The following is a 25,871-nucleotide window of genomic DNA, read 5'->3' as shown; positions in this document are numbered from 1 at the left end:
CTACGCGAAGCTTTGGATGGTGATGCCGGCATCGGCCAGGGCGGCGCGGACGGCGGCGGCCATTGCCACAGCGCCGGCGGTGTCGCCGTGCAGGCAGATGCTTTCCGCTTTGACCGGGACCAGTGAACCGTCCACGGCGCGGACCACGCCATCGGTGGCAAGGCGCAGGACGTGCTCGACGACGTCCTTCACCTCGTGCAGCACGGCTCCGGGTTCGCGCCGGGAGACCAGGGTGCCGTCAGGGTTGTAGGCACGGTCGGCGAAGGCCTCCGTGACCGTGCGCAGCCCGGCGGCGTCGGCCTGGCGCTGGATCTCGGAGTTCGGCAGGACCATGAGGGGAAGGGTGGGGTCCACGGCAAGGATGGCGGCCACCACGGCGCCGGCCTGCCGGGGGTGGTTGACGATGGTGTTGTACAGCGCACCGTGGGGTTTGACGTAGCGGACTGCGGTTCCGGCGGCGAGGGCTACGGCCTGGACGGCGCCGATCTGGTAGACCACGTCAGCGGTCAGTTCCGCCGGGGTCATGTCCACGAACCGGCGGCCGAAGCCGGCCAGGTCACGGTAGCCGGGGTGGGCGCCCACCGTGACGCCGGCCTTGGCGGCGGCCTGGCAGGTGGCCATGATGCCCACGGGATCGCCTGCGTGGAAGCCGCAGGCCACGTTGGCGCTGGAAACACTTTCGAAAATGGCGGCGTCATCGCCGAAGGACCAGTTTCCAAACGATTCGCCGACGTCGCTGTTCAAGTCGATGCTGGGCATGTGATCTCCGTCTCGGATTGGTGGTACTCCAAGAATGCCCTATAAATCAGGATTGTTCAACAATCCTGATGGTTGGCGCTGCCGTGACCAGCCTCAGGCCTTGGGGGCAAGGAGAATCTGCACGGCCTCAATCCGTTTGCCAACGCCCGTCGTTCCCGCCGTTCCCCCATCGGCCACCCAGGACTGCCAACCCAAATCCTGCACGTGGGCACGGTAATAGATGCTGTAGTGGTTCGCCAGCTCGCCGGTCAGCCTGATTTCGAAGGCTTCCAAACGCAGCCCCCGCCCCACGGTACCAATGGGGTTGGCCGAGGAGGTCCAGGGCTGCCAGCCAACGTCCTGCACGTGCCCCCGCCACAGGATGTCTCCGCCGTAGGACATGCTGGCCACGCTGAGGCGCAGCGCCTCGACTCGAAGGGCCTGGCCCGTGGTCCCGGCGACGGTGCCATCGGAAACGTTCGCCATCCAGCCGATGTCCTGGACGTGGGCGGCGTATACGGCCGTGAATGCCGGCGCCACCTTGGGAACCAACTCAATCGTCACCGCCTCCACCCGCAGACCCTGCCCGACAGTGCCGGCCGTGGTCCCGTCCACCCTGTAGGGCTGCCAGCCGAGGTTCTGCACGTGGGCGCGATACCTGATGCTGTACTTCGAGGCCAGGTCCCCGGTCAAGCGCAGCTCAAACGCCTCCAGTCGCAGGCCCAGGCCCGTGGTTCCAATCGGGGACGCCGACGTGGTCCACGGCTGCCAGCCGATGTCCTGTACATGCCCCCGCCAGAGAATGTCACCCGGGAGGCGGTCCCCCGCCACCGACAGGCGCAACGACTCCAGCGGCAGCGACCGGCCGGTGGTGCCCGCGATCGCACCGTTGGCGACGCTCGGCTGCCAGCCAATCGTCGCGACGTGGGCCTGGTAGACGCCACTGCACGTCATGTCATAGTCGTAAGTGCCGTCGGTCCACTGCGTGATGTGGACAGTGCCGCCGGAGAAGCTCGGGTTCACGCAGAGGTCGGACGCTTCACTGGCGTAGTCGAGTCGGCCTGCCGGTGACCAGACAGGCACGTCGGCGAGCTGCCACGACCCGGTAATGGCTTCCCAGGCGCTCGCGTAAGAGTAGATCCCGTGCGGGTATCCGGCGTCTGCCAGTGCGGCCAGGAGTCCGGCGATGACGTAACGGTTCTCCTGCCGCTCGGCGGGCGACGAGCTGGGCCAGGGCTGTTGCGGGCGGGGTTCGACGTCGACCCAGATTCTCTCCGGCCGCCATCCCACCTTGGCAAGGGATGCCAGGGCGGCGAGACCCTCCGCATACCCGACGTTCCGCAGGCGGTCCGGCCGGGTGATGGCGGGATAGGGGCCGTCGTCTCCGTAGGCCTCATACTGCGCCCCGGTGGGAAAGGTCGCCATGGCATATGCCTGGGCCCTGACCACGTGGTCGAGCACCCATTGGAACTGGCCTGCCAGGCAGGGGTTTTCGGTAAAGGCGAGTCCGCGCGTCAGGCCAACGACGACGAACCCAGTATCTTCGGGCGGCATCGAAAGGCCACCCGGACACTGCGGCCAGGAAATGTCGTGTCCATAGTCGACAGCCCGTGCGGGTGAAGCGAACAGCACCCCGATCGCGAACACGAGTACAACCGCCAGGAGCCTGGGCACGGATGCCCGGGAGCGGCGGCCAGGTTGGAGAACTCCCAGGCCGGCCATGATGGCCCCCCTATTCAAAGGATGACCAAATTCTCCCACTCCGCCGGTGCCGCCGCCAGCCTCCCCCGACGCCCGCTCACATCCTGCAGCTCCAACCCCAACGCCCGCTCAGATCCTGCAGCCTCAACCCCAAACGCCCGCTCAGATCCTGCAGCCTCAACCCCAACGCCCGCTCAGGGGTGAGCGGGGGTTGCGGGGTTACGTGTCGGGTGTGAGCGGGGGTTACGTGTCGGGTGTGAGCTGGCGTGGTCGTGTGGTGGGTGGGTGGTGGTGTTTTTAAATGTGGGAGGCCCCAACCGTTTTGGTTGGGGCCTCGACCAAGTGTGTGTCCGGCGGTGTCCTACTCTCCCACACCCTCCCGGGTGCAGTACCATCGGCGCTGTGGGTCTTAGCTTCCGGGTTCGGAATGGGACCGGGCGTTTCCCCCACGCTATGACCGCCGTAACCTTGTTACCCGTCCCAACCCTGGGGTTGGTGGGAAGACTGTGGTTACAACATGTGTGGTGTTGTTATTCAGTTGTTGGTTCCGTGCCGTATCAAACCCCGGGTGTTGGGGTTGTTGGTTGGGAACCACATAGTGGACGCAAGCAGAATTTGTATGTATCTGTGTGGTGTAAGTTGTTGGCCTATTAGTACCGGTCAGCTTCACGAGTCGTTAGTCCTCGCTTCCACATCCGGCCTATCAACCCAGTGGTCTGGCTGGGGGCCTCTCACACATAAAGTGTATGGAAATCTCATCTTGAAGCGAGCTTCCCGCTTAGATGCTTTCAGCGGTTATCCCATCCGAACGTAGCTAATCAGCGGTGCACTTGGCAGTACAACTGACACACCAGAGGTTCGTCCGTCCCGGTCCTCTCGTACTAAGGACAGCCCTTCTCAAATTTCCTGCGCGCGCAGCGGATAGGGACCGAACTGTCTCACGACGTTCTAAACCCAGCTCGCGTACCGCTTTAATGGGCGAACAGCCCAACCCTTGGGACCTACTCCAGCCCCAGGATGCGACGAGCCGACATCGAGGTGCCAAACCATGCCGTCGATATGGACTCTTGGGCAAGATCAGCCTGTTATCCCCGAGGTACCTTTTATCCGTTGAGCGACGGCCATTCCACAATGTACCGCCGGATCACTAGTCCCGACTTTCGTCCCTGCTCGAGATGTCTCTCTCACAGTCAAGCTCCCTTGTGCACTTACACTCGACACCTGATTGCCAACCAGGCTGAGGGAACCTTTGGGCGCCTCCGTTACTTTTTAGGAGGCAACCGCCCCAGTTAAACTACCCATCAGGCACTGTCCCTGACCCGGATTACGGGCCGAAGTTAGATGTCCAAAGTGACCAGAGTGGTATTTCAACGATGACTCCACCCGAACTGGCGTCCGGGCTTCAACGTCTCCCACCTATCCTACACAAGCCACTCCGAACACCAATACCAAACTATAGTAAAGGTCTCGGGGTCTTTCCGTCCTGCTGCGCGTAACGAGCATCTTTACTCGTACTGCAATTTCGCCGAGTTTATGGTTGAGACAGCGGGGAAGTCGTTACTCCATTCGTGCAGGTCGGAACTTACCCGACAAGGAATTTCGCTACCTTAGGATGGTTATAGTTACCACCGCCGTTTACTGGGGCTTAAATTCTCAGCTTCGCCGTGAGGCTAACCGGTCCTCTTAACCTTCCAGCACCGGGCAGGAGTCAGTCCGTATACATCGTCTTGCGACTTCGCACGGACCTGTGTTTTTAGTAAACAGTCGCTTCCCCCTGGTCTCTGCGGCCCCGATCCCCTCCACACCGCGAAGGTGTATCAAGGTTGGGGCCCCCCTTCTCCCGAAGTTACGGGGGCATTTTGCCGAGTTCCTTAACCATAATTCTCTCGATCGCCTTAGTATTCTCTACCTGATCACCTGTGTCGGTTTGGGGTACGGGCGGCTAAAACCTCGCGTCGATGCTTTTCTCGGCAGCATAGGATCACCAAATCCCCCCAAACGGGGGTCCCATCAGATCTCAGGCACCATGAGTGGCGGATTTGCCTACCACTCGCCCTACATCCTTAGACCGGGACAACCATCGCCCGGCTCGGCTACCTTCCTGCGTCACACCTGTTAATACGCTTGCCTCCCAGGATCAGGTCCCGCGCTCCACCAAAACCCACAACACCACAAGGGTGAGCGGGCAGGTCTCGGGCGGTTAGTATCCCCTGTTCAACATGGACGGTTTTTCGCCGGTACGGGAATATCAACCCGTTGTCCATCGACTACGCCTGTCGGCCTCGCCTTAGGTCCCGACTTACCCAGGGCAGATTAGCTTGACCCTGGAACCCTTGATCATTCGGCGGACGGGTTTCTCACCCGTCTTTCGCTACTCATGCCTGCATTCTCACTCGTGTAGGCTCCACCGCTGGTTTACACCGCGACTTCACCGCCCACACGACGCTCCCCTACCCATCCAAACACCTGAACCACGAAGGCTTAGTAAATGTTTGAATGCCACAACTTCGGCGGTGTACTTGAGCCCCGCTACATTGTCGGCGCGGAATCACTTGACCAGTGAGCTATTACGCACTCTTTTAAGGGTGGCTGCTTCTAAGCCAACCTCCTGGTTGTCTGGGCAACTCCACATCCTTTCCCACTTAGCACACGCTTAGGGGCCTTAGTTGGTGGTCTGGGCTGTTTCCCTCTCGACTATGAAGCTTATCCCCCACAGTCTCACTGCTGCGCTCTCACTTACCGGCATTCGGAGTTTGGCTGACGTCAGTAACCTTGTAGGGCCCATTAGCCATCCAGTAGCTCTACCTCCAGCAAGAAACACGCAACGCTGCACCTAAATGCATTTCGGGGAGAACCAGCTATCACGAAGTTTGATTGGCCTTTCACCCCTACCCACAGCTCATCCCCTCCATTTTCAACTGAAGTGGGTTCGGTCCTCCACGACGTCTTACCGTCGCTTCAACCTGGCCATGGGTAGATCACTTCGCTTCGGGTCTAGATCACGCCACTGCAACGCCCTATTCAGACTCGCTTTCGCTACGGCTGCCCCACACGGGTTAACCTCGCGACGTAACACTAACTCGCAGGCTCATTCTTCAAAAGGCACGCCGTCACCAGAATCAGACTGGCTCCGACGGATTGTAAGCACACGGTTTCAGGTACTGTTTCACTCCCCTCCCGGGGTACTTTTCACCTTTCCCTCACGGTACTGGTCCGCTATCGGTCATTAGGGAGTATTTAGGCTTATCAGGTGGTCCTGACAGATTCGCACGGGATTTCTCGGGCCCCGTACTACTTGGGATACTCTCACAGGCGGCACAAACACATTACGGTTACGGGACTAACACCCTCTCTGGCCGGCCTTTCAAAACCGTTCACCTATGCGCGCACATCACACCCCACCAGCCCGGCAGAACTGGTATGGAAAGTCCCACAACCCCGACCATGCAACGCCCGCCGGCTATCACACATGGAACGGTTTAGCCTGATCCGCGTTCGCTCGCCACTACTAACGGAATCACTATTGTTTTCTCTTCCTGCGGGTACTGAGATGTTTCACTTCCCCGCGTTCCCCCCACGCACCCTATGTGTTCAGGTACGGGTCACCAAGTCACTCGCGCGCTTGGCGGGGTTTCCCCATTCGGACACCCTGGGATCACAGTCCGGTTATCGACTCCCCCAGGCTTATCGCAGATTCCTACGTCCTTCTTCGGCTCCTAATGCCAAGGCATCCACCGTGTGCTCTTAAAAACTTGACCACAAAGATCAAAAAAAATTTCTCGAGAGAACCACAGAAACCAACCACACCCCAACACCCACAAAGGGCATCAACAGCGCAGCCAGATCCAGGTTCATATTCTTGGAAATTGCTTCTTATACAAGATGCTCGCGTCCACTATGTAGTTCTCAAACAACAACCCCAAACCACACACCCCACACACCACGCCCGCAACAGCAGACGCACCCATGCATGATCGATGCAGCCAGGAAACCAGAAACAAACAAACCCACCAACAACCCCCACCCAAACAGGCAGGGGCCGTCCGTGGCCCTGTTGCCTCAGGACCCAACAGTGTGCCAAACACTAAACCGCGCCATCACCCACCCACCGTTCCAGAACCATCACTGGCTCGTACTAAGACAAGCAGAAAACACCACGACCGCTATTTGTTGATATTCCACCCTTGAGCACCCGCCACGAAACACTCGTCCGCGAAACGGGCCTTTACTCCTGACAACACCACCACCCCGCATACACGGGACAGCAACCGTTGTAGGTGCTCCTTAGAAAGGAGGTGATCCAGCCGCACCTTCCGGTACGGCTACCTTGTTACGACTTAGTCCCAATCGCCAGTCCCACCTTCGACAGCTCCCTCCCACAAGGGGTTAGGCCACCGGCTTCGGGTGTTACCAACTTTCGTGACTTGACGGGCGGTGTGTACAAGGCCCGGGAACGTATTCACCGCAGCGTTGCTGATCTGCGATTACTAGCGACTCCGACTTCATGGGGTCGAGTTGCAGACCCCAATCCGAACTGAGACCGGCTTTTTGGGATTAGCTCCACCTCACAGTATCGCAACCCTTTGTACCGGCCATTGTAGCATGCGTGAAGCCCAAGACATAAGGGGCATGATGATTTGACGTCGTCCCCACCTTCCTCCGAGTTGACCCCGGCAGTCTCCTATGAGTCCCCACCATCACGTGCTGGCAACATAGAACGAGGGTTGCGCTCGTTGCGGGACTTAACCCAACATCTCACGACACGAGCTGACGACAACCATGCACCACCTGTAAACCGACCACAAAGTGGGGCACCTGTTTCCAGGTATTACCGGTTCATGTCAAGCCTTGGTAAGGTTCTTCGCGTTGCATCGAATTAATCCGCATGCTCCGCCGCTTGTGCGGGCCCCCGTCAATTCCTTTGAGTTTTAGCCTTGCGGCCGTACTCCCCAGGCGGGGCACTTAATGCGTTAGCTACGGCGCGGAAAACGTGGAATGTCCCCCACACCTAGTGCCCAACGTTTACGGCATGGACTACCAGGGTATCTAATCCTGTTCGCTCCCCATGCTTTCGCTCCTCAGCGTCAGTTAATGCCCAGAGACCTGCCTTCGCCATCGGTGTTCCTCCTGATATCTGCGCATTTCACCGCTACACCAGGAATTCCAGTCTCCCCTACATCACTCTAGTCTGCCCGTACCCACCGCAGATCCGGAGTTGAGCCCCGGACTTTCACGGCAGACGCGACAAACCGCCTACGAGCTCTTTACGCCCAATAATTCCGGATAACGCTTGCGCCCTACGTATTACCGCGGCTGCTGGCACGTAGTTAGCCGGCGCTTCTTCTGCAGGTACCGTCACTTTCGCTTCTTCCCTACTGAAAGAGGTTTACAACCCGAAGGCCGTCATCCCTCACGCGGCGTCGCTGCATCAGGCTTCCGCCCATTGTGCAATATTCCCCACTGCTGCCTCCCGTAGGAGTCTGGGCCGTGTCTCAGTCCCAGTGTGGCCGGTCACCCTCTCAGGCCGGCTACCCGTCGTCGCCTTGGTAGGCCATTACCCCACCAACAAGCTGATAGGCCGCGAGTCCATCCAAAACCACAAAAGCTTTCCACCAACCACCATGCGATGGAAGGTCATATCCGGTATTAGACCCAGTTTCCCAGGCTTATCCCAGAGTCAAGGGCAGGTTACTCACGTGTTACTCACCCGTTCGCCACTAATCCCCAGTGCAAGCACCAGTTCATCGTTCGACTTGCATGTGTTAAGCACGCCGCCAGCGTTCATCCTGAGCCAGGATCAAACTCTCCGTTGAAGAAAAACAGACACAACCAAGCAGGTGGAAATAACACCACACCCGGCTGCACAAAATTTGAAACCAGCTGTAAAAACCAGACCACACCACGGGGGTGGCGGATCCAGTCAATTCAACCAATCCATAAAACAATTGGTATCAACAAACTTGGCACACTATTGAGTTCTCAAACAACAGACACACCCGGCACCACCACAACCAAAAACCAGTCGCAGATCGCTCCGGAGCAACTTTCCAAACTTACCCGATCCCCCACCCCAACGCAAATCCATCACCCAGGACCCACACCAGGAAGAAGACCACCCCAACCCACCAGGCTCGCCACAAAGCGAACCATTTTCCAGGCCGTTCAGAAGGGGGTTTTCGCCGCTATCTTTCCGCATCAGCGGCGGCGACTCAGAAAACAATACACGCCCACCAACCCCACCGCAAATCCGGCTTGTCCGGCGGCCGATGGCCCCAAAATCCTTGCAGCTGCGCGGATCTCGGGGGCCACCGGCACTTGAGGTCCGTCTTAGCGGCCGGATCTCCGTCTTATGCGTTGGGTCACAGTGATGACTTGGGTACGCCAGCCGCGTGGCGTGGGTCTTCGTCGGGCTGCCCATCCTCCTCCCGGTCATCCGCGGATGCCGCGGCCGGTCCGCCGTCCACAGAATGGCGGCCGCTCCCGCCGTTGTCGCCACGGGTCTTCAGGAGGCTGGCCACCGTGGCAACGGCGATGGTGGCAGCGATGAACAGCAGCGAGAACCAGATGGGGATCTCGGGGACCCACAGGAGCGGCTGGCCGCCGTTGATGAAGGCCAATTCGTTCACGTGCAGTGCGTGGAAGACAAGCTTCACGCCGATGAAGGCGAGGATGACGGCGAGGCCCTGGGCCAGGTAGACGAGGCGTTCCAGCAGTCCCCCGATCAGGAAGAACAGCTGGCGCAGGCCCATGAGGGCGAAGGCGTTGGCGGTGAAAACGATGTACGCCTCGTTGGTAAGCCCATAGATGGCCGGAATGGAGTCAACGGCAAAGATCAGGTCCACAAAGCCAATCGCAATGATGGTCAGCATCATGGGGGTATAGAAGCGTTTGCCGCCTTGCTTCACTGTGAGCTTGTCGCCGTGGTATTCGTCGGCAATCGGCAGGACGCGGCGCACCAGTTGCATGAACTTGCCGTCAGCAGGGTTGGAATCGTGGCTGCCGAAAGCCTGCTTGTAGGCGAGGAAGAGCAGCAACGCACCGAAGATGTAGAAAATCCAGGAGAAGTTCTCGATCAGGCCGGCGCCGATGGCGATGAAACCGCCCCGAAGAATCAGCGCGATGACGATGCCGATCATCAGCACTTTCTGCTGGTACTTCTTCGGGACAGCGAACCCGCTCATCACGATCAGGAAGACGAACAAGTTATCGATCGAGAGTGCCTTCTCGGTGAGGTACCCGGCGAAATACTCGCCGCCGTAGGACCAGCCGGACACCAGGCCGATGCCAACTCCGAACAGGAGGGCCAGCCCAATGTAGAAGGCCGACCAACGCGCTGATTCACCGATGGAAGGCTCATGGGGTTTGCGCACGTGCGCGAAAAACTCGTAAACGAAGAAGAGGACCGTCACAGCAAGGGTGATGATCCAGATCAGTGGTGTTACCTGCATTTGGGTACTCCAAGGGTTCGGCGTTGACTATTACGCCAAGGTCTCCTCCGCCCGGACTGATCCGGAGCTGACGGCCCGGGATGCTTCGCTGCATCCGTATTGACGGGCCAACCACAGACGGGAGTACTCCCCTTGATTCGTCAATTCTAACGTATGCCGGCGGTACGCATCAAAAGCTTTTCCCGCACCTCGCCGACGGCAGTTGGGAGTCGGGTGCAGGGCTGTCAGCGCAAACAATGCTGTCCGTCGAGGGACATTGGCCCCTGGCCCGCCACAGGCTCGGCAATAGAAAATAGACCCGGGCATTCCACGACGCCGTGGTTGCCGGGACCGGAGGATGGGGCATTGTGGAATCCAAAACCATTGTCGTGGGCTATGACGGTTCGGAGCCGGCTGCACTGGCTGTCCGGTGGGCTGCGAGGGAGGCGTCCCGGCGCAAGGTTCCCCTCCATCTGGTGCATTGCACCTTGTGGCCACTGCTGACGAAGAACCTGGGGCCAGTCCCCGGCATCAAGGACAGCGGGCTCCAGCACGCGGCGGAAAAAACACTGCAGGAGGGCGCCGCCCACGCGCGCCAGTCCGCCCCGGATGTGGAAGTCCGGACCAGTCTGTTGTCCGGGAGCCCCAACGTCAATCTGCCCAGGCTCTCCGCTGGCCAGGACATGCTGGTCCTCGGGAGTCGCGGACTCGGCGGATTCATGGGCCTGCTCATCGGCTCCGTCAGCCTTGAGATGGCAGCCACCGCATCGTGTCCCGTGGCTGTGATCAAGCCCGGCGAAGACCCTGACGGCCCCGTGGTGGTCGCCGTTGAGGACCCGGAGTCCTCCGCGGCACTTGAGGATGCTTGCACCGCGGCCGCCTCGTCGGGAGCCCGGCTGGTCATCATCCACGTCCGGACGGTTCCGGCCGGCTACCGGCTTGTCCGGGACCCTGTTGACCCCGGTGCCGCGGCCGAGGCTCTGCTGGACTCGGCTGTTGCCAAGGCGCAGGAGTTGGCGCCCGGGCTTATGGTCGAACAGCAGCTCCTGACCGACACCTCTGTACCCCGCGCCATCCTGCACGCAGCCCAAGGCGCACGCCTCACCGTCGTCGGGACGAAAGGCCACGGACTGATCAAGGGAAGCATCGGTTCGACGGCCCATGCCGTCCTCCACCATGCCAAGGGTCCAGTGCTCGTTTCCCGGCGCCCGCCCGCCACCAAGGCAGCGCACGAGTCCTAATCCGGGGCGGAGGTTGGTGCCCGGTCCTGCAGCTTGGACGCCTTCGCTTCGATGGCGTCCAGATCCCTGACCGCGAACCGGTGGTGTTCCCATTCTTCATGAAGGATGACGTGCAGGCAGTCCAGCGTGGTGACAGTGAAGCGTGAATCATCCGGTGCCGGATGTGTCCTCTGCAGTTCCTCCTCTGTGGCTCCGGCGATGAAGTCCCGGACCATGGCGACGCGCCCGGCGCGGACCTTGAGCACCTCATCGTAGGAAGGGTGAGTTTCCTGGAAGACGGACATGTCCAGTCCATCAGTCTCGTATTCGGCGTTCGGCAGCCCCATGGGGTGGTAGGGAGGTTCGATGCCAAGGACCGCGCCGCGCAGCCATTTGTCCGTGGCCATCACCAAATGCCGCATTGTCTGCGCGAAGGACCACTCACCGTCCACCGATATCTCCTCGGTGCCCGGCGGCAGCCCGGCGAGCCGCTGCCCCGTGGTGTCCCAGGTTTCCTGCAGGACTGCCCACGCCTCCCGCAAACCGTCTGGCCCTGCGGCATGCCGCAGCTGCCTGCCGGGGAAACGCCGGTTCAACTCGGCATCGACCAGCGGAGCCACGTCCACCCCGTTCACAAGCAGGGACCCGCCGTCTTCCAGCAGCCAGGGCGAGTCGATGTTCGCGTCTTCGATCTCGACGCCGCGCATCACCACCCTGGCGAGGCTACTGCGAATAAACCGGGCCCCGCGAAGACTGACGTCGAAAAACTCAGCGCCGCGCAGGTCATCGGATCCGGTGAAGGTAGCCATGCGCGCTATCCTTCCCCGTGGCCTGCCGCAGTTCAAGGAGTTCCCGCCACATATCCTGCAGCTTCCCGGGGCACCGTCTTTCCGGGAATGAAGGTTCCGTTAGCTAATTTGCGATGCCGCCATGCCTGCTGCAGGCGCCCTGGCGAGTGGCACTGGGCCAGACATAACCGTCCCTGCAGATAATGGTGCCCCCGACGGCGGGAGCCGCCGGCGCAGCAGGAACGGCCGCGGGAGCAGGCGCCTGCGCCGCCTGCTGAGCCGCGGCGGCGGCAGCTTGGTCTGCTGCCGCTTTGGCAGCAGCAGCTTGATCAGCCGCAGCCTTGTCCGATGCCGCTTTGTCCGCCGCGACTTTGTCGGCAGCGGCCTTCGCGGCGGCGGCCTTCGCGGCCACGTCTGCAGCTGCCTTGTCAGCTGCAGCCTTCTCGGCCGCAGCCTTTTCAGTGGCGATCTTTTCCAGGGACTTAACGCCAAGGTGCACCGTGGAGCCCTTTGCTGCCTGGGCTCCGTTGGAAGGGTCCTGGGTCAGCACCTGCCAGTTCTTCTTCACGATGATCGATTTGCCGTCAACAGAGTCAACCGCGTCAACCTTGAAGCCAAGCTTTTCCAGTTGGTCCGTCGCCGTGTCCAGGGTCAGCCCTACAACTCCCGGGACCGTGACGGAGGCTTCCACCGTGGCAGTCGCCGATGCCGCGGAGGCCGGCTCCACCGCAGCCTGCTTGCCGCCGCCGCAGCCGGTCAACATAAGTCCGGTCAACACAGCCAACGCCAGCGTCTTCTTCAACCTGCCGGCGGCAGGCCCGATGTTTTCTTTCATGATTCCCCCTAGGAATGCGTGATAGTGATGGTGGAAAGAGAGCCCGGCGAATCCCGGGCAAGAGCCCTACTCGCAGGCGACGCCGTCGGAGTCGCGGTCCAGCGCCGGCCGGTATCCGGCCTGGCCCGCGTAGATCGGCGCCGCTCCTGCTGCCCTCGCCGCAGTGCAGTTGGAGTAATACGCAGCGGCCGGCGCGGGGGCGGGCGCAGCAGGAGCAAGACCGGGGGCGGGCGCAGCAGGAGCAGGAGCGGGGGCAACCGGAGCAGGCGCGGGAGCAGCCGGAGCCGGCACGGGAGCTGCAGGAGCAGGCGCAACGGCGGAAGGTGCCGGCTCGGCAGCGACGGGCGGCGGCGCCTGCTGGTTGGTCGGTGCCAGCTGCCCGGTGCAGTCGCCCAGGATTCGTGCCATCGCGTCGTGCTCCGCCTGGGTCACCCACAACCCGTACGTGGCCTTCACGGAAATTTGCCGGGCGACGTACTCGCACCGGTACCCCTTGTTGGGCGGCAGCCAGGTGGCGGCGTCACCGTCGCCCTTTTGCTGGTTGGCAGGCCCGTCAGTCGCCTGCAGGTTCAGCGGGTCATTCGCGAATGCCGTCCGCTGCCCGGCGGTCAACTGCTGGGCCCCCTTCTGCCAGGCGTCGCTCAACGCCACCACGTGGTCGATCTGCACGGCGGTGCTCGTCGCGGATCCGCGTACGAAACCGATGGTGGTGCCGGTATACGGATCGGCGAGGGTGCCGGACTGCACCTTGCAGGGCACATTGTTCGTGAACGTGATGCCGGTGAGGTCCCGCTGGAGGATGTCATTGCGCGTATCGCAACCGTTCCGGTCCACGTCCGCCCATGCCTGCCCGAATTGCGCCCGGTCATAGCCCGTCTTCGGCGCGCGGCCCTTGATGGCAAGCGTTGCAAGCAGGTCGATCGCCTTGGTGGCGTAGGCGGGCTGCGGGTTGGGCGCTGCCGCGGAGACGCCCGCCGCTACGGCGTTGGGGGTGTCCGGGTCCAGCGGCTCGCCGGTGTCCCCAGTCGTGGGCGTAGGAGTGGGCATGGACGACGGCGCCGCCACGGCCGGCGCAGTGACGCTCGCTGTCGCTGCCCTCGCCGTAGCCCTGCTTTCCGCGGAGGCGGCCTCAAGGTCCGCGCCTGCGACACGGGGCAGCGCCCCGGCACCACCGATGAGAAGGGCGAAGGACGCGGCTATGGCGACGGCGCCGGCCTTGCGTTTCGCCGGCAGCCAGGCCCAGGACCGCCTTCCAGTGAGCACGACGTAAAGACCAGTCAGCGCACCGGAGATGCCGAGGAAAATCAGGGCGCCTCCAACACCGCCGCTGAGTGCGCCCAACAGCATGAAGATGGCGGTAATTGCTCCGATGGCAAACGTCGAAGCGCGTGGATTCCGCGGCGGCTTCGGCGTTGGCGCGGATTGAGCAGCCCCCAAGAGGGTCTGGTAGTCGGACATTCTTCCCCAATGATGAGGACGCCGAGCAAGTCGGCACCCCTTTTCTGCCGGGCCTTCTGCTAAGCCCTGCAAAGATCGATGCCGCTGAGCCTACGGCCCCATGACGTGCGGATTTGCCGCCGCCGTGAATACTCGGCCAACATTCAGCCAGTCTTGAGGGAACCTTGAGGAAGCGGGCTTCCCGCGCGTCACAATACGGCCGGAGGGCGAATGGACCTGCGCCGGACGACCGTTCCCCCGCTGGCATGGGCAAAGGTAGAGTTGCCCGCATGCAGATGCGCCTCGAAGTGGTCCAGGTCCCGGTTTCCGACGTCGAGAAATCAAAAGCGTTTTACACCGAACAGCTGGGCTTTGTGCTGGACCATGACGTGGAGCACATCCCCGGCATGCGCGTTGTCCAGCTGACGCCGCCAGGTTCTGCCGCCTCGGTAGTGATCGGAACCGGCATGACCGCCATGGCTCCGGGCAGCCTGGAAGGTCTTCAACTGGTGGTTCCGGACCTCCCGGCCGTCCGCGATGAACTAGTGCAGCGCGGGGCCGAGATCAGCGAAATCCAGGACCTGGGCGGCGTCCTGTTCGCCTACTTCAGCGACCCAGACGGCAACCGCTGGGTCATGCAGGGACAAACCCCGCCCGCCGTCCGCGACGCCCACAAAGCCGGCTAGCCCGCGGGCCGGTCCCGGACCATCCGCAGTTCCGGCACGCTTTCCCACTCCGGCGGCAGGTTGCCGCGGCCGCCGTCGAACCTAAAGCCTTGGCGGAGGTAGAAGGACTGCGCCTTGACGTTCTCCTCAAGAACCCATAAATAGGCGGGCGAACCGCCCAGGGCGGCCTCCAGCAGGGCCTTCCCCAGCCCGCTCCCCTGTGCGCGCTTCAGTACGAAAATCGAGTACAGCTCCAGCGCGAACGGGCTGTCTTCCTGGCGCGGCGGTCCGGCGTCGGCAAGGCCTACAATCTCGCCGTTGGCGTCCTCGGCGACGATCCGCGGGTGGGGAGCCTCAAGATACGGCCGACGCCGGGCCACGCGTTCCGGGATTGAGCGCCGCCGCTCAGCAAAGAATCCGGGCGAAAGCAGGTGTCCGTAGCTTTCTTCGTGCGCGGCTGTATGCATCAAGACGATGGCCTCGGCATCCTCCGGGCTGGCCCGTCGAAGTACATAATCCATCGCTCCAGCCTAATGAGGGCGGCACCGGATTAATGTGCTGGCGGGGCCGCCGTGGATCCGCGGACCACCAGTTCGGTGCCCAGCTCGATCCGTTGCGGCAGTTCCTCGTCGCCGTCCAGGTGCCGCAGCAGGGCACGCATGGCGGTCTCCGCCATCTGCACCACCGGCTGCCGGATGGTGGTGAGGCCCGGCTCAACCCATTCGGCGGCCGGGATGTCGTCGAAACCAATGATGGACAGGTCTTCCGGGATGCGCAGCCCGGCAGAGCGCGCCGCACGGTAGGCGCCCAGTGCCTGGTCGTCGTTGCCGGTGAAGATCGCCGTCGGCCTGTCCGGCAGTTCCAGGAGCTTGCGCGTGGCCGCCTCGCCGGCCTCGATGGAAAAGTTGCCCGGCACCATCAGGGCCGGGTCCAGCGCAATGCCGGCCCGGCGCAGCGCGGAGATGTAGCCGTCCTCGCGGGCGCTGCTGCATTGCAGGTCCTCGCGTCCGCCAATCATGGCGATCCGTTTGTGCCCCAGCTTGAGCAGGTGTTCCGTGGCCGAGTAGCCGCCCTCCCAGTTGGCCGCGCCCACCGTCATCAGGTCCGGTCCGGGCTGGCCCACGGGGTCGATCAGGACCACCGGGATCCCCAGCGATTTCACCCGCTGGATCTGTTTGGCGTCCAGCTGGTACACGGCCATCAGCAGGCCGTCGGATTTACGCTCCGCGAGGTTTGCCAGCCAGGGCCGGATTCGGGACCCGTCCAGGCTCAGGCTGCTCACCACGGTTCCGTATCCGGCGTCCTGCGCCACCCGCTCCACGCCCTCGATGATCTCCAAGGCCCATTCCGAGCCCAGGCCGGGAAACACGAGGTCCACCAGGCCGGCCTTCTGCCGGCGCTTGGCCGGGCGGCGCGCGTAATCGCGGCGGGCGATGATTTCCTCCACCCGCGCCCGGGTCTCCGCGGCGACGTGCGCATGCCCGTTCAGCACCTTGGACACGGTGGGAACGGATACGCCGGCCTCGCGGGCAATCTCGCTGATTGTCGCGCGCCCGGTGTCCTGTTTGCTCACCACGGAAACCACCCTTTCACCCGGGTCACGCGCCCGGGGCTAGTTATCGGAAAGTTCCCACGCCTGAATCCGGCCGCACATGCCGTAAATCCTGCGGTTTTCCCGTTTTCCCATCGTAGTTCGCGCGTTCGCCAGATAGATACTTTCCGCCGTGTCCAGAGAAACCAGTTGCCGCCGGGTGACCTCGGCCTGCCGGGCTGCGCCGGCTGCCAGAAGCCCGGCCCAGGCTCCGGCCCTGGCGGACGCCAGCCGGGCGGCCGCGGCGTGAAATCCCGCCAACGCCGCCGGCCCTGATTCGAGGACAGCGTCCTTGAGCGCCAGGTAGCCTTCCAGCGCCAGGTCACGACGACGGCGCGCGGCTTCCTCGGCTGCGGCCAGTCCCGTGTCGGCATCCGTCTGCTCCAGGACCGCGGCGCGGCGGTACGCTGCCGGGTCGGTGAGGTGCTCCGGCGGGAAGGTCATCACGGCGTCCCCGTGTTCGGGCAGCCCTGCGTTTTGCATGACCACCAGGATCTTCAGGTCCCCCGAATCGTTGATGGCGCGGTGGACTGTACCGGGGGTGAACCAGAGAACCACGCCGGGCTCCAGCGCAGTGGTGGTGAACCCTCGTGAATCAAGGGTCTCCAGCCGGCCCGCTCCCGCCAGCACCACGTACGCCTCGGTGGAGGCGGTGTGCACGTGCGGCGATCCGCCGGCGGCGCCATCCGCCCCCGGCCAGTCGTAAATGCTGATCTCGGACAGGCCGGTAGCACCCGGGAACGTTGAGCCCATACTCAGGCCCAATTGCCAAGGGCGGATTGCGCGGCCGCCGCCAGCGCCGCGGCACGGCCCTGGTCCACGCCGCCGTCGGCGATCACCACCGCATACCGGTACGTCAGCGGCTCACCTGCCCGGAGCGGGACCTCGGCGCTGAAGAAGGGTGCTGAACCCAGGCAGGCGAACATGGAGGACCGCGCGAACCACTGGTTCGGTGCGCCGGGGTTCGAACCGTCTTCCACGAAGGCAACGGTGGAGGACCGGCAACTGACGTCGTGCTTGCCGGTAAAGGCGATCCACGGCGATCGGGTGCCCATGAATTCGTCGGTACCGGCGCCCTCCTGGTTGCGGAATTCGCCGCCGGTAAAGGACCGTGGGCCGCGCCAGAAGAGACCGCCGTAGCCAGCGTTGTGGCGGCCTTCCGTGGTGGGGCTGCCGATCCTGATCTCTGCCCCGGAGATGTTGTCCATCCGGGTTTCGAAGAGGATGGCGTAGGCACCTCCGGTTTCGTCGCCGGCACCGCCGTCCGCCAGCAACTGGACGCTGAACCGGCGGGCCTCCGCAATGACCGGGCCACCGTCCTGCGAGGTCCAGGTGAGGGATTCCGCTGCGGTGATCCCTGCGGCGGAGTGCTCGATCCCGGTGAAGGCGGTGTGGGTCATGGCCCCGTTGTTGTCCAGGTTGGCGTACTCGGTGGCGCGCGTGTAGGTGGCTCCGCCCCAGAAGTTGTGGCTGCCCACGTTCGGGAGCGCCCAGGAGAGCCCCTTGTGCCAGACGTGGTCCCAGGGCCGGGAAATGGTCACGTCGTCTCCGCCCAGGGTGGTCAGCGGATGGAAGAACGGGCGGGGGCTCTCGTATTGGGGGTCGGTGGGCCGGTAGGTATAGGTGGCGATGGGCTTGCCGTCAGCGGTGAACGTGAGGGCTGCGCCTTCGTCGGTGACATCCAGCTGGGCTGTGTGGACGGCTGCAGAGGCGGTGGTGGGCATGGCGGGAGGCTCCTTGGGGGTGTGGGGTGTCAGGCGCGGGTGGCGTCGAAAGCTGTTTCGTTGAGGGCCGTGGCATCCAGGGCGGCGGTGCCCAGCCCGTCTCCGTCCATCCCGCCGTAGAAGGGGTGGCCGGGGACGATCTCGCCGCGGCGGACGGCCCTGCCGGTAAAGGCGGAGGCGTAGATCGCGGCAGCGAGCTCAAGGGTCTGCCGGGCGGAGTCTGCGCCGGCGGGCAGCGGAAGCCCGGCGTCGAGCGCTTGGTACATGGCCAGGAACTGGGCGGAGTGTCCGCTGCCGCCTTCCAGCGGCCGGCTGCGCCATTCGGTGCGGACCCGGTCTTCGTGGCCTGGTGCGCCGGTAACGGTCCAGTTGTCCGTGGCGTAGCCGTAAAGGTGGCTCAGTTCCACGGTGGCGAACTCGCAGTCGATCCGGATGTCCGAGGTCTCCCGGGGCGAGAGCAACGAGTTGACGATGGTGGCCACGGCGCCGTTGCGGAACCGGACCAGCGCGGCGGACAGGTCTTCGGTGGACGTGGCACGTGCCTGCCGGCCTGCTATCGCGGTGACTTCCTCCCACGGTCCCAGCAGGTGCAGGAGGAGATCGAATTGGTGGATGCCGTGGCCCATGGTGGGGCCGCCACCCTCGGCGTTCCACGTGCCGCGCCAGGGCAGGTCCCAGTAGCTGTCCGGCCGGTACCAGAGGGTATCGCAGCGGGCCACCAGCGGGCGGCCGAACCCGGCGCCCCCGATCAGTTCCCGGGCGGCCGCGGCGGCATCCCCAAACCGGTGCTGGAACACGCAGGAGAACTGGGCGCCGCCTTTGGCCTGGGCTTTCTCCAGCCGGTCGAAGTCCGCCAGGCTCAGTGCCGGGGGCTTCTCCGAGAGGACATGCACCCCGGCTTCAAGGCATTCGATGGCTTGGTCGATGTGCAGCATGGGCGGGGTGCACAGGTGCACGATGTCCGGCTGGGCCCCCGCGAGCAGTTCGGCCACCGTGAGGTATGTGCCGGGAATGCCGTGCTTCTCCGCAAAGGAGTCCAGCCGGCCCTGGTCCACGTCGCAGGCTGCGACGAGCTCGGCGCGCCCGCCTGTCCGTGCCAGGTTGTCCGCGTGGACCGCGGCGATCCCGCCGGTGCCCACAATGGCCACTTTGTACGTGCGCATGTTCTCTCCGTCGTTGCAGTGAAGTCGTTGCAGTGAAGTCGTTGCCCAGAAGCGTGCCCCGAAGCGGTTGCCGTGATGATGCCGGACCACCCGGCATTGCACCGGCCGGGTGACCCTGCATCGCCGATGCTCCTAAAGAAACTTTCTGTGCTCTCTTCGAAGTTTCGGATGCTCGCTACAGCTACCTGCCCAAGGCTCGTTTTCAACCGTAGGAAGATTTTGATTCCAGAGTCAAGGGTTTCGATCTAGAAACTAAACATAAGTTTCTGATACTTTCTTAGAAACATCGTCCGATCCTAGGAGACGTCCGTGACCAGCGGTGCCGCCGAAAAGCAAGCCCTCCCCTCACCCGCGGCGGGCGTCGAGCCGCCTTCCGCCGTCGGACACCTGTCCCTCGAGGAGCTGGTGCGGCAGATGACCCTTGAGGAAAAACTGGCCCAGCTGGTGGGCGTGTGGGTAAATGCTTCCACTGAAGGCGACTCTGTTGCCCCGTTGCAGAACGAAATGGCAGGCGACGCCCGTTCCTGGGACGACGTGATTTCTGCGGGCCTCGGCCAGATCACCCGGATGTACGGCACGGTTCCGCTGGAACCACTTGAGGGGGCGCGCCGGCTGGCCGCTGCGCAGGAGCAGATCATGGCCGCCTCACGGTTCCGGATCCCCGCGCAGGTGCACGAGGAATGCCTGGCCGGGCTGGCCGCCTGGAAAGCGACCGCCTTCCCTGTACCGCTGGCCTGGGGCGCCACCTTCAACCCGGCGCTGGTGCGCCGGATGGCCGGCTTGATCGGCGGCCAGATGCGGCAACTGGGCGTCCACCAGGGCCTCGCGCCGGTACTGGATGTGGTGCGGGACCTCCGCTGGGGCAGGGTGGAAGAAACCATTGGCGAGGACCCCTACCTCGTGGGCACCGTGGCAAGCTCCTACGTCAAAGGGCTGGAAGCCGAAGGGATCATTGCCACCCTCAAGCACTTCGTGGGCTACTCCGCCTCACGCGCCGGACGGAACCACGCGCCCGTCTCCATGGGCCCCCGGGAACTCGCGGACGTCATGCTGCCGCCGTTCGAACTGGCCATCAAGGACGGCGGCGCCCGTTCCGTGATGCACGCCTACACGGACACCGACGGTATTCCCGCCGCGGCAAACCGTGCCCTGCTGACCTCCCTGCTCCGGGACGAGTGGGGCTTCGCCGGGACCGTGGTGGCGGACTACTTCGGCATCGCCTTCCTCAACGCCACGCATGGCATCGCCGCCGATTCCGGAGAGGCTGCAGCCCTGGCGTTGGCAGCGGGCGTGGACGTGGAACTGCCAACGGTGCACTGCTACGGCCTGCCCCTGCTTGAGCGCGTGCGCTCCGGGGAGGTCCCCGAATCCCTGGTGGACACCGCACTCCTGCGGGTGCTCCGGCAAAAGCAGGAAGCCGGGCTGCTCTCGCCGGACTTCGACCCAGCTCCCCCGGCCCTGGCTGCCGGCGCCATCGACCTTGACCCTGCGGCCCACCGGGCGCTGGCCCGGGAGATCGCCACGCAGTCCCTGGTGCTGCTGACCAACAGGGCGCACGACGACGGGCCAAGCCTGCCGCTGCCGGCGGCGGCTTTGGCGTCGGTGGGCGTCGTGGGGCCGCTGGCGCAGGACCCGTTCGCCATGCTGGGCTGCTATTCCTTTGACGCCCACGTCGGCGCATCGCATCCCGAGGTGCCCATGGGCATCCGGGTTCCGACTGTGGCCGGTGCAGCCGCCGAGCGGTTTGGCCGGATCCGGACCGCCGCCACCGGAACGTGCGAGGCCATCAGCGACACGCAGGTCCTGGAAGCCTGCCGGATTGCCTCAGCGGTAGACACCTGCGTGATCGTAGTGGGTGACAATGCGGGCCTCTTTGGCCGGGGCACCTCCGGCGAAGGCAACGACGCTGCCGACCTGCGGCTCCCCGGTGACCAGCACCGCATGCTGGACCAGGTCCTCACGGCTGCCGAGGCCGCCGGCACCCGCACCGTCGTGGTGGTCCTCAGCGGCCGGCCTTACGCGCTGGGCGACTTCGCGGCCAGGGCCGGAGCGATCGTGCAGGGGTTCTTCCCGGGCGAGGAGGGCGCCGAGGCGCTGTGGGACGTCCTGACCGGAGCCGTGACTCCGTCCGGCAAGCTGCCGGTTTCCGTGCCGCGGACCTCCGGCGGACAACCGGGCACCTACCTGCACAGCCGCCTGGCCGGGCCGTCCGGCGTCAGCGCACTGGACCCCTCACCGCTGTTCGGTTTCGGGCACGGCCTGTCCTACACGACCTTCGACTTTTCCTGCCACACGGCCAGCGGGCCCACGATGACGACGGCGGGCTCCGTCACCGTGGGATGCTCGGTGGCCAATACCGGCCCGGTTGACGGGGCGGAAGTGGTGCAGCTGTACCTCGAGGACCCGGTGGGCGAAGTGGTGCGGCCTGTCCGTGAACTGATTGGCTACGCCCGGGTTGACCTTGCGGCCGGCGCCGCGGCCCGGGTGGAGTTCACGGTGCACGCGGACCGGACCTCCTTTACCGGGGTGGACCTGAAGAGGGTGGTGACCCCCGGCCTGGTGAAGCTGCATGTTTCGACCTCCAGCAGCCGGGACCTCCACACCCACGAACTCATCCTGCACGGCGGCCGCCGCGAGGTGGGCTTTGACCGGGAGATGCTGACACCGGTAACGGTAACCCCGCTTTAGCCGTGCCGACCGGACATGTCATCCCCGGCCGTGCACTGGCCTGGCGTTAGCCGGGGGTTCCCCAACCTCATGGATGCCATGGCCGCTGCAGGCCGTCTTGGTGACGACGGCCCGCTCGATGCGCGAGACGGTGAACCACCGCATTGCGTCGCGCAGCCGGCACCACCCAACCAGGTACCACTGGCCGTTGGTGGCGGCGAACAGCACCGGCTCGACGTCGCGGGTGGTGGCGGTCCCGTCCCCCGCCGTGTAGCGGAGGCGGATCACGCGCTGCTCGGCCATCGCCTCCTCCAGTGCGGATTTGATGGCGCGGGACGAGGCGGGAAGCGCGTTGACCCAGACGCGGTGGGCCAGCTCGTCCGCTTGTGCCCGGGTTTTGGGATCGAGGACATCCATGATCTTTCGGACACCTGCTGCTGCCAGATCGGCGTAGGGGGCATCGGGCGCGGCGGACACCGCTGCCATGAGCGCCACGGCCTGGGCCGGTGACAGGCTGACGGGTGGCAGGGACGCACCTCCAGCCAAACCGTAGCCACCGCCCGGACCCGGCCGGGACCATACTGGCGCCCCGCTGTTCTCCAACGCATCGAGGTCCCGCTTGATGGTGCGAACGGATACCTCAAACGCTGCAGCCAGCCGTTCGGCGGAAAGCCCCCGCCTGCCGCTGCGGCGCAACATCTCGGAGAGGGCATGGAGCCGTTCGACCCGCTTCACCGTTCAGCCCCTGGCAAATTCATGACATAAATAGTGACACACCCTTGTCCGGTACGCCTGCGAGGGTATTGGCATGACAACTACTTCAAGCCGTCCCATCGTTCTCATCGCCGGCCACTGGCTGGGCGCCTGGGCGTGGGACGAAGTGCTGGAACACCTGGCAACCGACCACTCCCGCGCAGTCGCGATGACGCTGCCCGGCCTCGACGTGGACGATCCCGGCCGTGCGGCAAAAACCCTCGACGACCAGGCCGCAGCGGTCCTGGACGTCATCAGCCGGCTCGGGGCCTCTGCGGACCAGCCCGCCATCCTCGTCGCCCACAGCGGGGCAAACGCCCCCGTCAGCCTCGTCCTTGACCGACACCCCGAACTTGTCCATCGAGTGGTGTGGGTCGACTCCGGCCCTGTGGCACCTGGAAGCGCCTTCGGCGCGGGCATCCCGGAAGAGTTGGCGGAGCTTCCGCTGCCGCCCTTCGATGTCCTCGGACAGCAGGCGAGCCTCGAGGGCCTGAGCCCGGACGTCCTCGAGCGTTTTCGGGCCCGGGCCGTCCCTGAACCCGGGCCTGTGCTTCGTCAGGCCGTCGAGCTCAGGAACGATGCCCGCCACAAGGTCCGGACCACCCTGGTGTGCTGTTCGATCCCGAGCGCGCAGGTGCTGGAGCTCGCCCGCGCCGGGCATGCCATGTTTGCAGAAGTCGCGCGCGTCGAACACCTCGACGTCATCGACCTCCCAACGGGGCACTGGCCCATGTGGAGCCGTCCCCGCGACCTCGCCAAAGCCATTGGGTCAGCCGCGTCCCGCACAAACTGACGAGGTCAGGCGAGAGTGAATTCCTCCTCAACCAGCGCCAGCAGCGGGCGGGAGTTCAGGCACACCAGGAACACCACGGTCCCGGCGAGCAGCGGCAGCAGGTAGGTGGTGGTCATCAGCAGGAGGGTGGCGGTGACGAACAGGATGCCGGCGTTGCCCAAGGAGACCCGCTTCCGGGCGCTGAAGCTGTACAGGGAGAGCCGGTACACGTCCCGGGTCCGGAACGAGAACCGGGACAACAGCAGCAGCGCGTTCAAGCCCGCTGTGGCCACGAGCAGCGCGAGGACCAGCAACGCCGGCCGGAGCGCCGGTGCTGCGGGTCCGAGCGACGGCAGTCCGGCGAGGTTCACCGCGATGACGGCCAGGACCAGCAGGTACGGCAGCCACACCTGCAGGGCCTGGCCGGCATTCATCCGGTAGCCGCGGATGAAGTCCTGGTACACCTGTCCCTCATGCCCCGTGAGCATCCGGTTGAACGCATAGATGCACGCCACCAGCGCCGGACCGGCCGGAATGAGCGCCGGCAGGACCAGCCAGGCCCCTGCGAACGGGGCCGCCACCAGTGCCGCCGGCAGCAGTACGTTGGCCAGCACCAGCAGGGCCGAGCCCGTCATCACGCCCGCCACGGTGCCGGCCGCCCTGAAGAGGGGGCCGGCACCGTACTCCGCTTTCTTCTGAACCACCAACTGCCTTTCGGTTGCCGCGGCAGGCAGGCTGCCGCCGTCGTCCGCCTACTTCTTGTCCGCGTAGGCCTTGTACGCCTTGTTGGCCAAATCTACATACTTGCCCATGCCCTTGCTGTCCAGCTCCTTGACGTAGGCGTCGAACTCGGAGAGGGGCCGCTGGCCGGTAATGAACTTCAGGGTGTTCTGCTTGACGTGGTCCTTGAGCGGCGTGAGCACCAGCGTGGCCTGTTCGCGGTCCGTGTCGCTGAACGGCACGGGCGGCGCCACTGGCTTGGGCGTCTTGCTCTTCATGGCCTTTTGGAACGCCAGCTCCTCGTCGTTGAAGGTGGACTGCAGCAAGTCCGTGGTGCCGCCATAGGAGAAATTGCCACCGGAGAAGCCGTAGTCCACGCGCAGGTCCTTGGTGCCTGCCGGGTTCAGGCCCTGGAAGTTGATGTCCTTGGCCAGGACGCGCTTGCTGCCTTCCTTGGTGTAGGTGGTGCCCTGGACGCCCCACTTGGAGAATTCCTGGCCGGCGTCGCTGTAGAACAGCCAGTCGATGTACTGCATCAGCGCCACGAAGCTGTCTTTGTCCTTCACCGATGAGTTCAGCATGATGCCGTTCTCCAGCCGCGAACCACCGATCAGGTCACCGGCCGGGCCGCCGGGGACGGTGATCTTGCGGACCGCGAAGTTGCCCTTGCCCAGTGACTGCTCCATGGACGTGCGGTAGGTGATGATGTTCTGCGAGTTGGCGCTGATCACGAACGACTTGCCGGACGTGAACTTCTGGATGGCGGAATCGTCGGTCTGGGTGAAGCTTTCCGGGTCCATCAGGCCCTCGGACACCAGCGAGTTGAAGTAGGTGACCAGGTCCTTGAACTGGCTGCTGGCCGAGCCGAAGGCGAATTGCTTCTTGCCGTCGTCGAACGTCAAGCCGTCCACCAGGCCCCAGCCTGCCACGGTTCCGAACGCGGTGCCGGCAATGTTCAGCACGCTGTTGCCATTGAACCGGTCGGAGAAGGGCACGACGTCGGGATGGGACTTCTTGAGCTTGCGGAGCACCTCGCGGAACTCGTCCCAGCTCTTGGGCTCGGCAATGCCTTCCTTCTCCAGCACGTCGGTGCGGAACGCCAGCGTGTAGTCCGGCCAGAGCTCCTCGTGCAGGCCAGGCAGGACGTAGTACTTCCCGTCCTCCTGGGTGAGTCCTGCGATTTCAGGTTCCAGCTTCCATTTCTTGATTTTGTCCTGGTAGTGGGGCATGAGGTCCACGTAGTCGCTGACCGGGAGGACCGCACCGGAGGACACATACGCGCTCTCCTGGCCGGGGTAGGTCTTGGCGATGATCTCGGGGGCACTCCCGGAGCTGATCAGGAGGCTGCGCTTCTGCTCGTAGTCGCTGCTGGGGACGATGGTGGGCTGCAGCGTGACGTTGTTGTCGCTGGCCATCTTGGTGAACAGCAGCCAGTCCTTCTTGTACGGGTAAGTGGGCTGGTCGCTGAAGAGGAACGTGAAGCTCAGCGGCGTCGTCGCCTTGAACGTGTCCCCCACCCCGAAGCTGTCCATCGCACCGTTGCGGGCCTTTGAGGTGTCCACCTTGCTGCCGGAATCTGAGTCGCACCCGGCCATCACCAGGCCGAAGGCTGCGAGCGCGGACAGGCCGAGGAAGTCTCGTCTGCGGATCATGGGTTTTCCTTTCATAAC

At 64.1% G+C, this 25,871-nt stretch carries 19 protein-coding genes and 3 rRNA genes; 5 read left to right on the top strand and 17 right to left on the bottom strand.

What is annotated here, in order from left to right:
- The 5 genes from AC4EEV_RS16120 to AC4EEV_RS16100 form a co-directional block, all read right to left on the bottom strand.
- Nucleotides 1–759 carry a LamB/YcsF family protein gene (locus AC4EEV_RS16120; protein ID WP_133831988.1) on the bottom strand — a complete coding sequence of 253 codons (759 nt, stop codon included), beginning with the start codon at nucleotides 757–759 and terminating at the stop codon, nucleotides 1–3.
- A 93-nt stretch (nucleotides 760–852) separates the two neighbouring features.
- Nucleotides 853–2,460 carry a hypothetical protein gene (locus AC4EEV_RS16115; RefSeq protein WP_491329426.1) on the bottom strand — a complete coding sequence of 536 codons (1,608 nt, stop codon included), beginning with the start codon at nucleotides 2,458–2,460 and terminating at the stop codon, nucleotides 853–855.
- Nucleotides 2,461–2,787: 327 nt separating this feature from the next.
- Nucleotides 2,788–2,904, bottom strand: a 5S ribosomal RNA gene (gene rrf, locus AC4EEV_RS16110).
- A 164-nt stretch (nucleotides 2,905–3,068) separates the two neighbouring features.
- A 23S ribosomal RNA gene (locus AC4EEV_RS16105) occupies nucleotides 3,069–6,197 on the bottom strand.
- A 530-nt stretch (nucleotides 6,198–6,727) separates the two neighbouring features.
- Nucleotides 6,728–8,252 (bottom strand): 16S ribosomal RNA (locus AC4EEV_RS16100).
- Together the 16S, 23S and 5S rRNA genes form the textbook arrangement of a ribosomal RNA operon.
- Here AC4EEV_RS16100 and AC4EEV_RS16095 point away from each other — a divergent pair.
- The gene (locus tag AC4EEV_RS16095; RefSeq protein ID WP_491329425.1) at nucleotides 8,249–8,758 is read left to right on the top strand and encodes a hypothetical protein; all 510 of its coding nucleotides are present in this window, start codon (nucleotides 8,249–8,251) and stop codon (nucleotides 8,756–8,758) included. The genes AC4EEV_RS16100 and AC4EEV_RS16095 overlap by 4 nt on opposite strands.
- 40 nt (nucleotides 8,759–8,798) lie before the next feature.
- Here AC4EEV_RS16095 and AC4EEV_RS16090 read toward each other — a convergent pair whose 3' ends face one another.
- Nucleotides 8,799–9,887 (bottom strand): TerC family protein, encoded by a 1,089-nt coding sequence (locus AC4EEV_RS16090; RefSeq protein ID WP_491329424.1) that lies wholly within the window; start codon nucleotides 9,885–9,887, stop codon nucleotides 8,799–8,801.
- A 347-nt stretch (nucleotides 9,888–10,234) separates the two neighbouring features.
- Between AC4EEV_RS16090 and AC4EEV_RS16085 the strand changes: the two genes are divergently transcribed.
- Nucleotides 10,235–11,107: a universal stress protein gene (locus AC4EEV_RS16085; RefSeq protein WP_347876408.1), complete on the top strand. Its 873-nt coding sequence runs from the start codon at nucleotides 10,235–10,237 to the stop codon at nucleotides 11,105–11,107.
- On the opposite strand, the gene AC4EEV_RS16080 is transcribed toward AC4EEV_RS16085, so the two are convergent.
- The 3 genes from AC4EEV_RS16080 to AC4EEV_RS16070 form a co-directional block, all read right to left on the bottom strand.
- Nucleotides 11,104–11,895, bottom strand: coding sequence for a DinB family protein (locus AC4EEV_RS16080; protein WP_133832443.1), 792 nt, complete (start codon nucleotides 11,893–11,895; stop codon nucleotides 11,104–11,106). The two genes, AC4EEV_RS16085 and AC4EEV_RS16080, sit on opposite strands and share 4 nt — an antisense overlap.
- A 103-nt stretch (nucleotides 11,896–11,998) precedes the next feature.
- Nucleotides 11,999–12,709, bottom strand: a complete 711-nt coding sequence (locus tag AC4EEV_RS16075; RefSeq protein WP_491329423.1) for a PASTA domain-containing protein — start codon at nucleotides 12,707–12,709, stop codon at nucleotides 11,999–12,001.
- Nucleotides 12,710–12,775: 66 nt separating this feature from the next.
- Nucleotides 12,776–14,056, bottom strand: a complete 1,281-nt coding sequence (locus AC4EEV_RS16070; protein WP_491329422.1) for a GmrSD restriction endonuclease domain-containing protein — start codon at nucleotides 14,054–14,056, stop codon at nucleotides 12,776–12,778.
- A 380-nt stretch (nucleotides 14,057–14,436) separates the two neighbouring features.
- Here AC4EEV_RS16070 and AC4EEV_RS16065 point away from each other — a divergent pair, with 380 nt between their 5' ends.
- On the top strand, nucleotides 14,437–14,832 hold the full coding sequence (locus AC4EEV_RS16065; protein ID WP_109863989.1) for a VOC family protein: 396 nt from the start codon (nucleotides 14,437–14,439) through the stop codon (nucleotides 14,830–14,832).
- Here AC4EEV_RS16065 and AC4EEV_RS16060 read toward each other — a convergent pair.
- Genes AC4EEV_RS16060 through AC4EEV_RS16040 form a run of 5 tightly spaced genes read right to left on the bottom strand, consistent with a single transcriptional unit; the run spans nucleotide 14,829 to nucleotide 19,289 of the window.
- A complete protein-coding gene (locus AC4EEV_RS16060) occupies nucleotides 14,829–15,332 on the bottom strand; it encodes a GNAT family N-acetyltransferase (RefSeq protein WP_491329421.1) in 504 nt (167 codons plus the stop codon). The genes AC4EEV_RS16065 and AC4EEV_RS16060 overlap by 4 nt on opposite strands.
- Before the next feature lie 29 nt (nucleotides 15,333–15,361).
- Nucleotides 15,362–16,387: a LacI family DNA-binding transcriptional regulator gene (locus AC4EEV_RS16055; protein ID WP_026264725.1), complete on the bottom strand. Its 1,026-nt coding sequence runs from the start codon at nucleotides 16,385–16,387 to the stop codon at nucleotides 15,362–15,364.
- A 36-nt stretch (nucleotides 16,388–16,423) separates the two neighbouring features.
- Nucleotides 16,424–17,155, bottom strand: a complete 732-nt coding sequence (locus AC4EEV_RS16050) for a cupin domain-containing protein (protein WP_133832447.1) — start codon at nucleotides 17,153–17,155, stop codon at nucleotides 16,424–16,426.
- A 2-nt stretch (nucleotides 17,156–17,157) separates the two neighbouring features.
- Nucleotides 17,158–18,126 (bottom strand): DUF6807 domain-containing protein, encoded by a 969-nt coding sequence (locus AC4EEV_RS16045; RefSeq protein ID WP_491329420.1) that lies wholly within the window; start codon nucleotides 18,124–18,126, stop codon nucleotides 17,158–17,160.
- 29 nt (nucleotides 18,127–18,155) lie between these two features.
- A complete protein-coding gene (locus AC4EEV_RS16040) occupies nucleotides 18,156–19,289 on the bottom strand; it encodes a Gfo/Idh/MocA family protein (RefSeq protein WP_491329419.1) in 1,134 nt (377 codons plus the stop codon).
- A gap of 309 nt (nucleotides 19,290–19,598) precedes the next feature.
- Here AC4EEV_RS16040 and AC4EEV_RS16035 point away from each other — a divergent pair, with 309 nt between their 5' ends.
- The gene (locus AC4EEV_RS16035) at nucleotides 19,599–21,977 is read left to right on the top strand and encodes a glycoside hydrolase family 3 N-terminal domain-containing protein (RefSeq protein ID WP_491329418.1); all 2,379 of its coding nucleotides are present in this window, start codon (nucleotides 19,599–19,601) and stop codon (nucleotides 21,975–21,977) included.
- Nucleotides 21,978–21,995: 18 nt separating this feature from the next.
- Here AC4EEV_RS16035 and AC4EEV_RS16030 read toward each other — a convergent pair whose 3' ends face one another.
- On the bottom strand, nucleotides 21,996–22,691 hold the full coding sequence (locus AC4EEV_RS16030; protein ID WP_285318553.1) for a helix-turn-helix transcriptional regulator: 696 nt from the start codon (nucleotides 22,689–22,691) through the stop codon (nucleotides 21,996–21,998).
- 73 nt (nucleotides 22,692–22,764) lie between these two features.
- Between AC4EEV_RS16030 and AC4EEV_RS16025 the strand changes: the two genes are divergently transcribed.
- Nucleotides 22,765–23,502, top strand: coding sequence for an alpha/beta fold hydrolase (locus tag AC4EEV_RS16025; RefSeq protein ID WP_018762286.1), 738 nt, complete (start codon nucleotides 22,765–22,767; stop codon nucleotides 23,500–23,502).
- Between the two features lie 5 nt (nucleotides 23,503–23,507).
- On the opposite strand, the gene AC4EEV_RS16020 is transcribed toward AC4EEV_RS16025, so the two are convergent.
- Together AC4EEV_RS16020 and AC4EEV_RS16015 are read right to left on the bottom strand one after the other, a co-directional pair.
- Entirely contained in the window at nucleotides 23,508–24,185 is a 678-nt protein-coding gene (locus AC4EEV_RS16020; RefSeq protein WP_043424104.1) for a DUF624 domain-containing protein, read from the bottom strand.
- A 48-nt stretch (nucleotides 24,186–24,233) separates the two neighbouring features.
- Nucleotides 24,234–25,868 carry an ABC transporter substrate-binding protein gene (locus tag AC4EEV_RS16015; RefSeq protein ID WP_018762284.1) on the bottom strand — a complete coding sequence of 545 codons (1,635 nt, stop codon included), beginning with the start codon at nucleotides 25,866–25,868 and terminating at the stop codon, nucleotides 24,234–24,236.
- Between the last annotated feature and the right edge of the window lie 3 nt (nucleotides 25,869–25,871).

The sequence above is a fragment of the Pseudarthrobacter sp. MOO14 genome (genome assembly GCF_058267675.1).
Note: the sequence above shows the minus strand (reverse complement) of the source record. Positions and strands in the feature narration are given on the sequence as shown.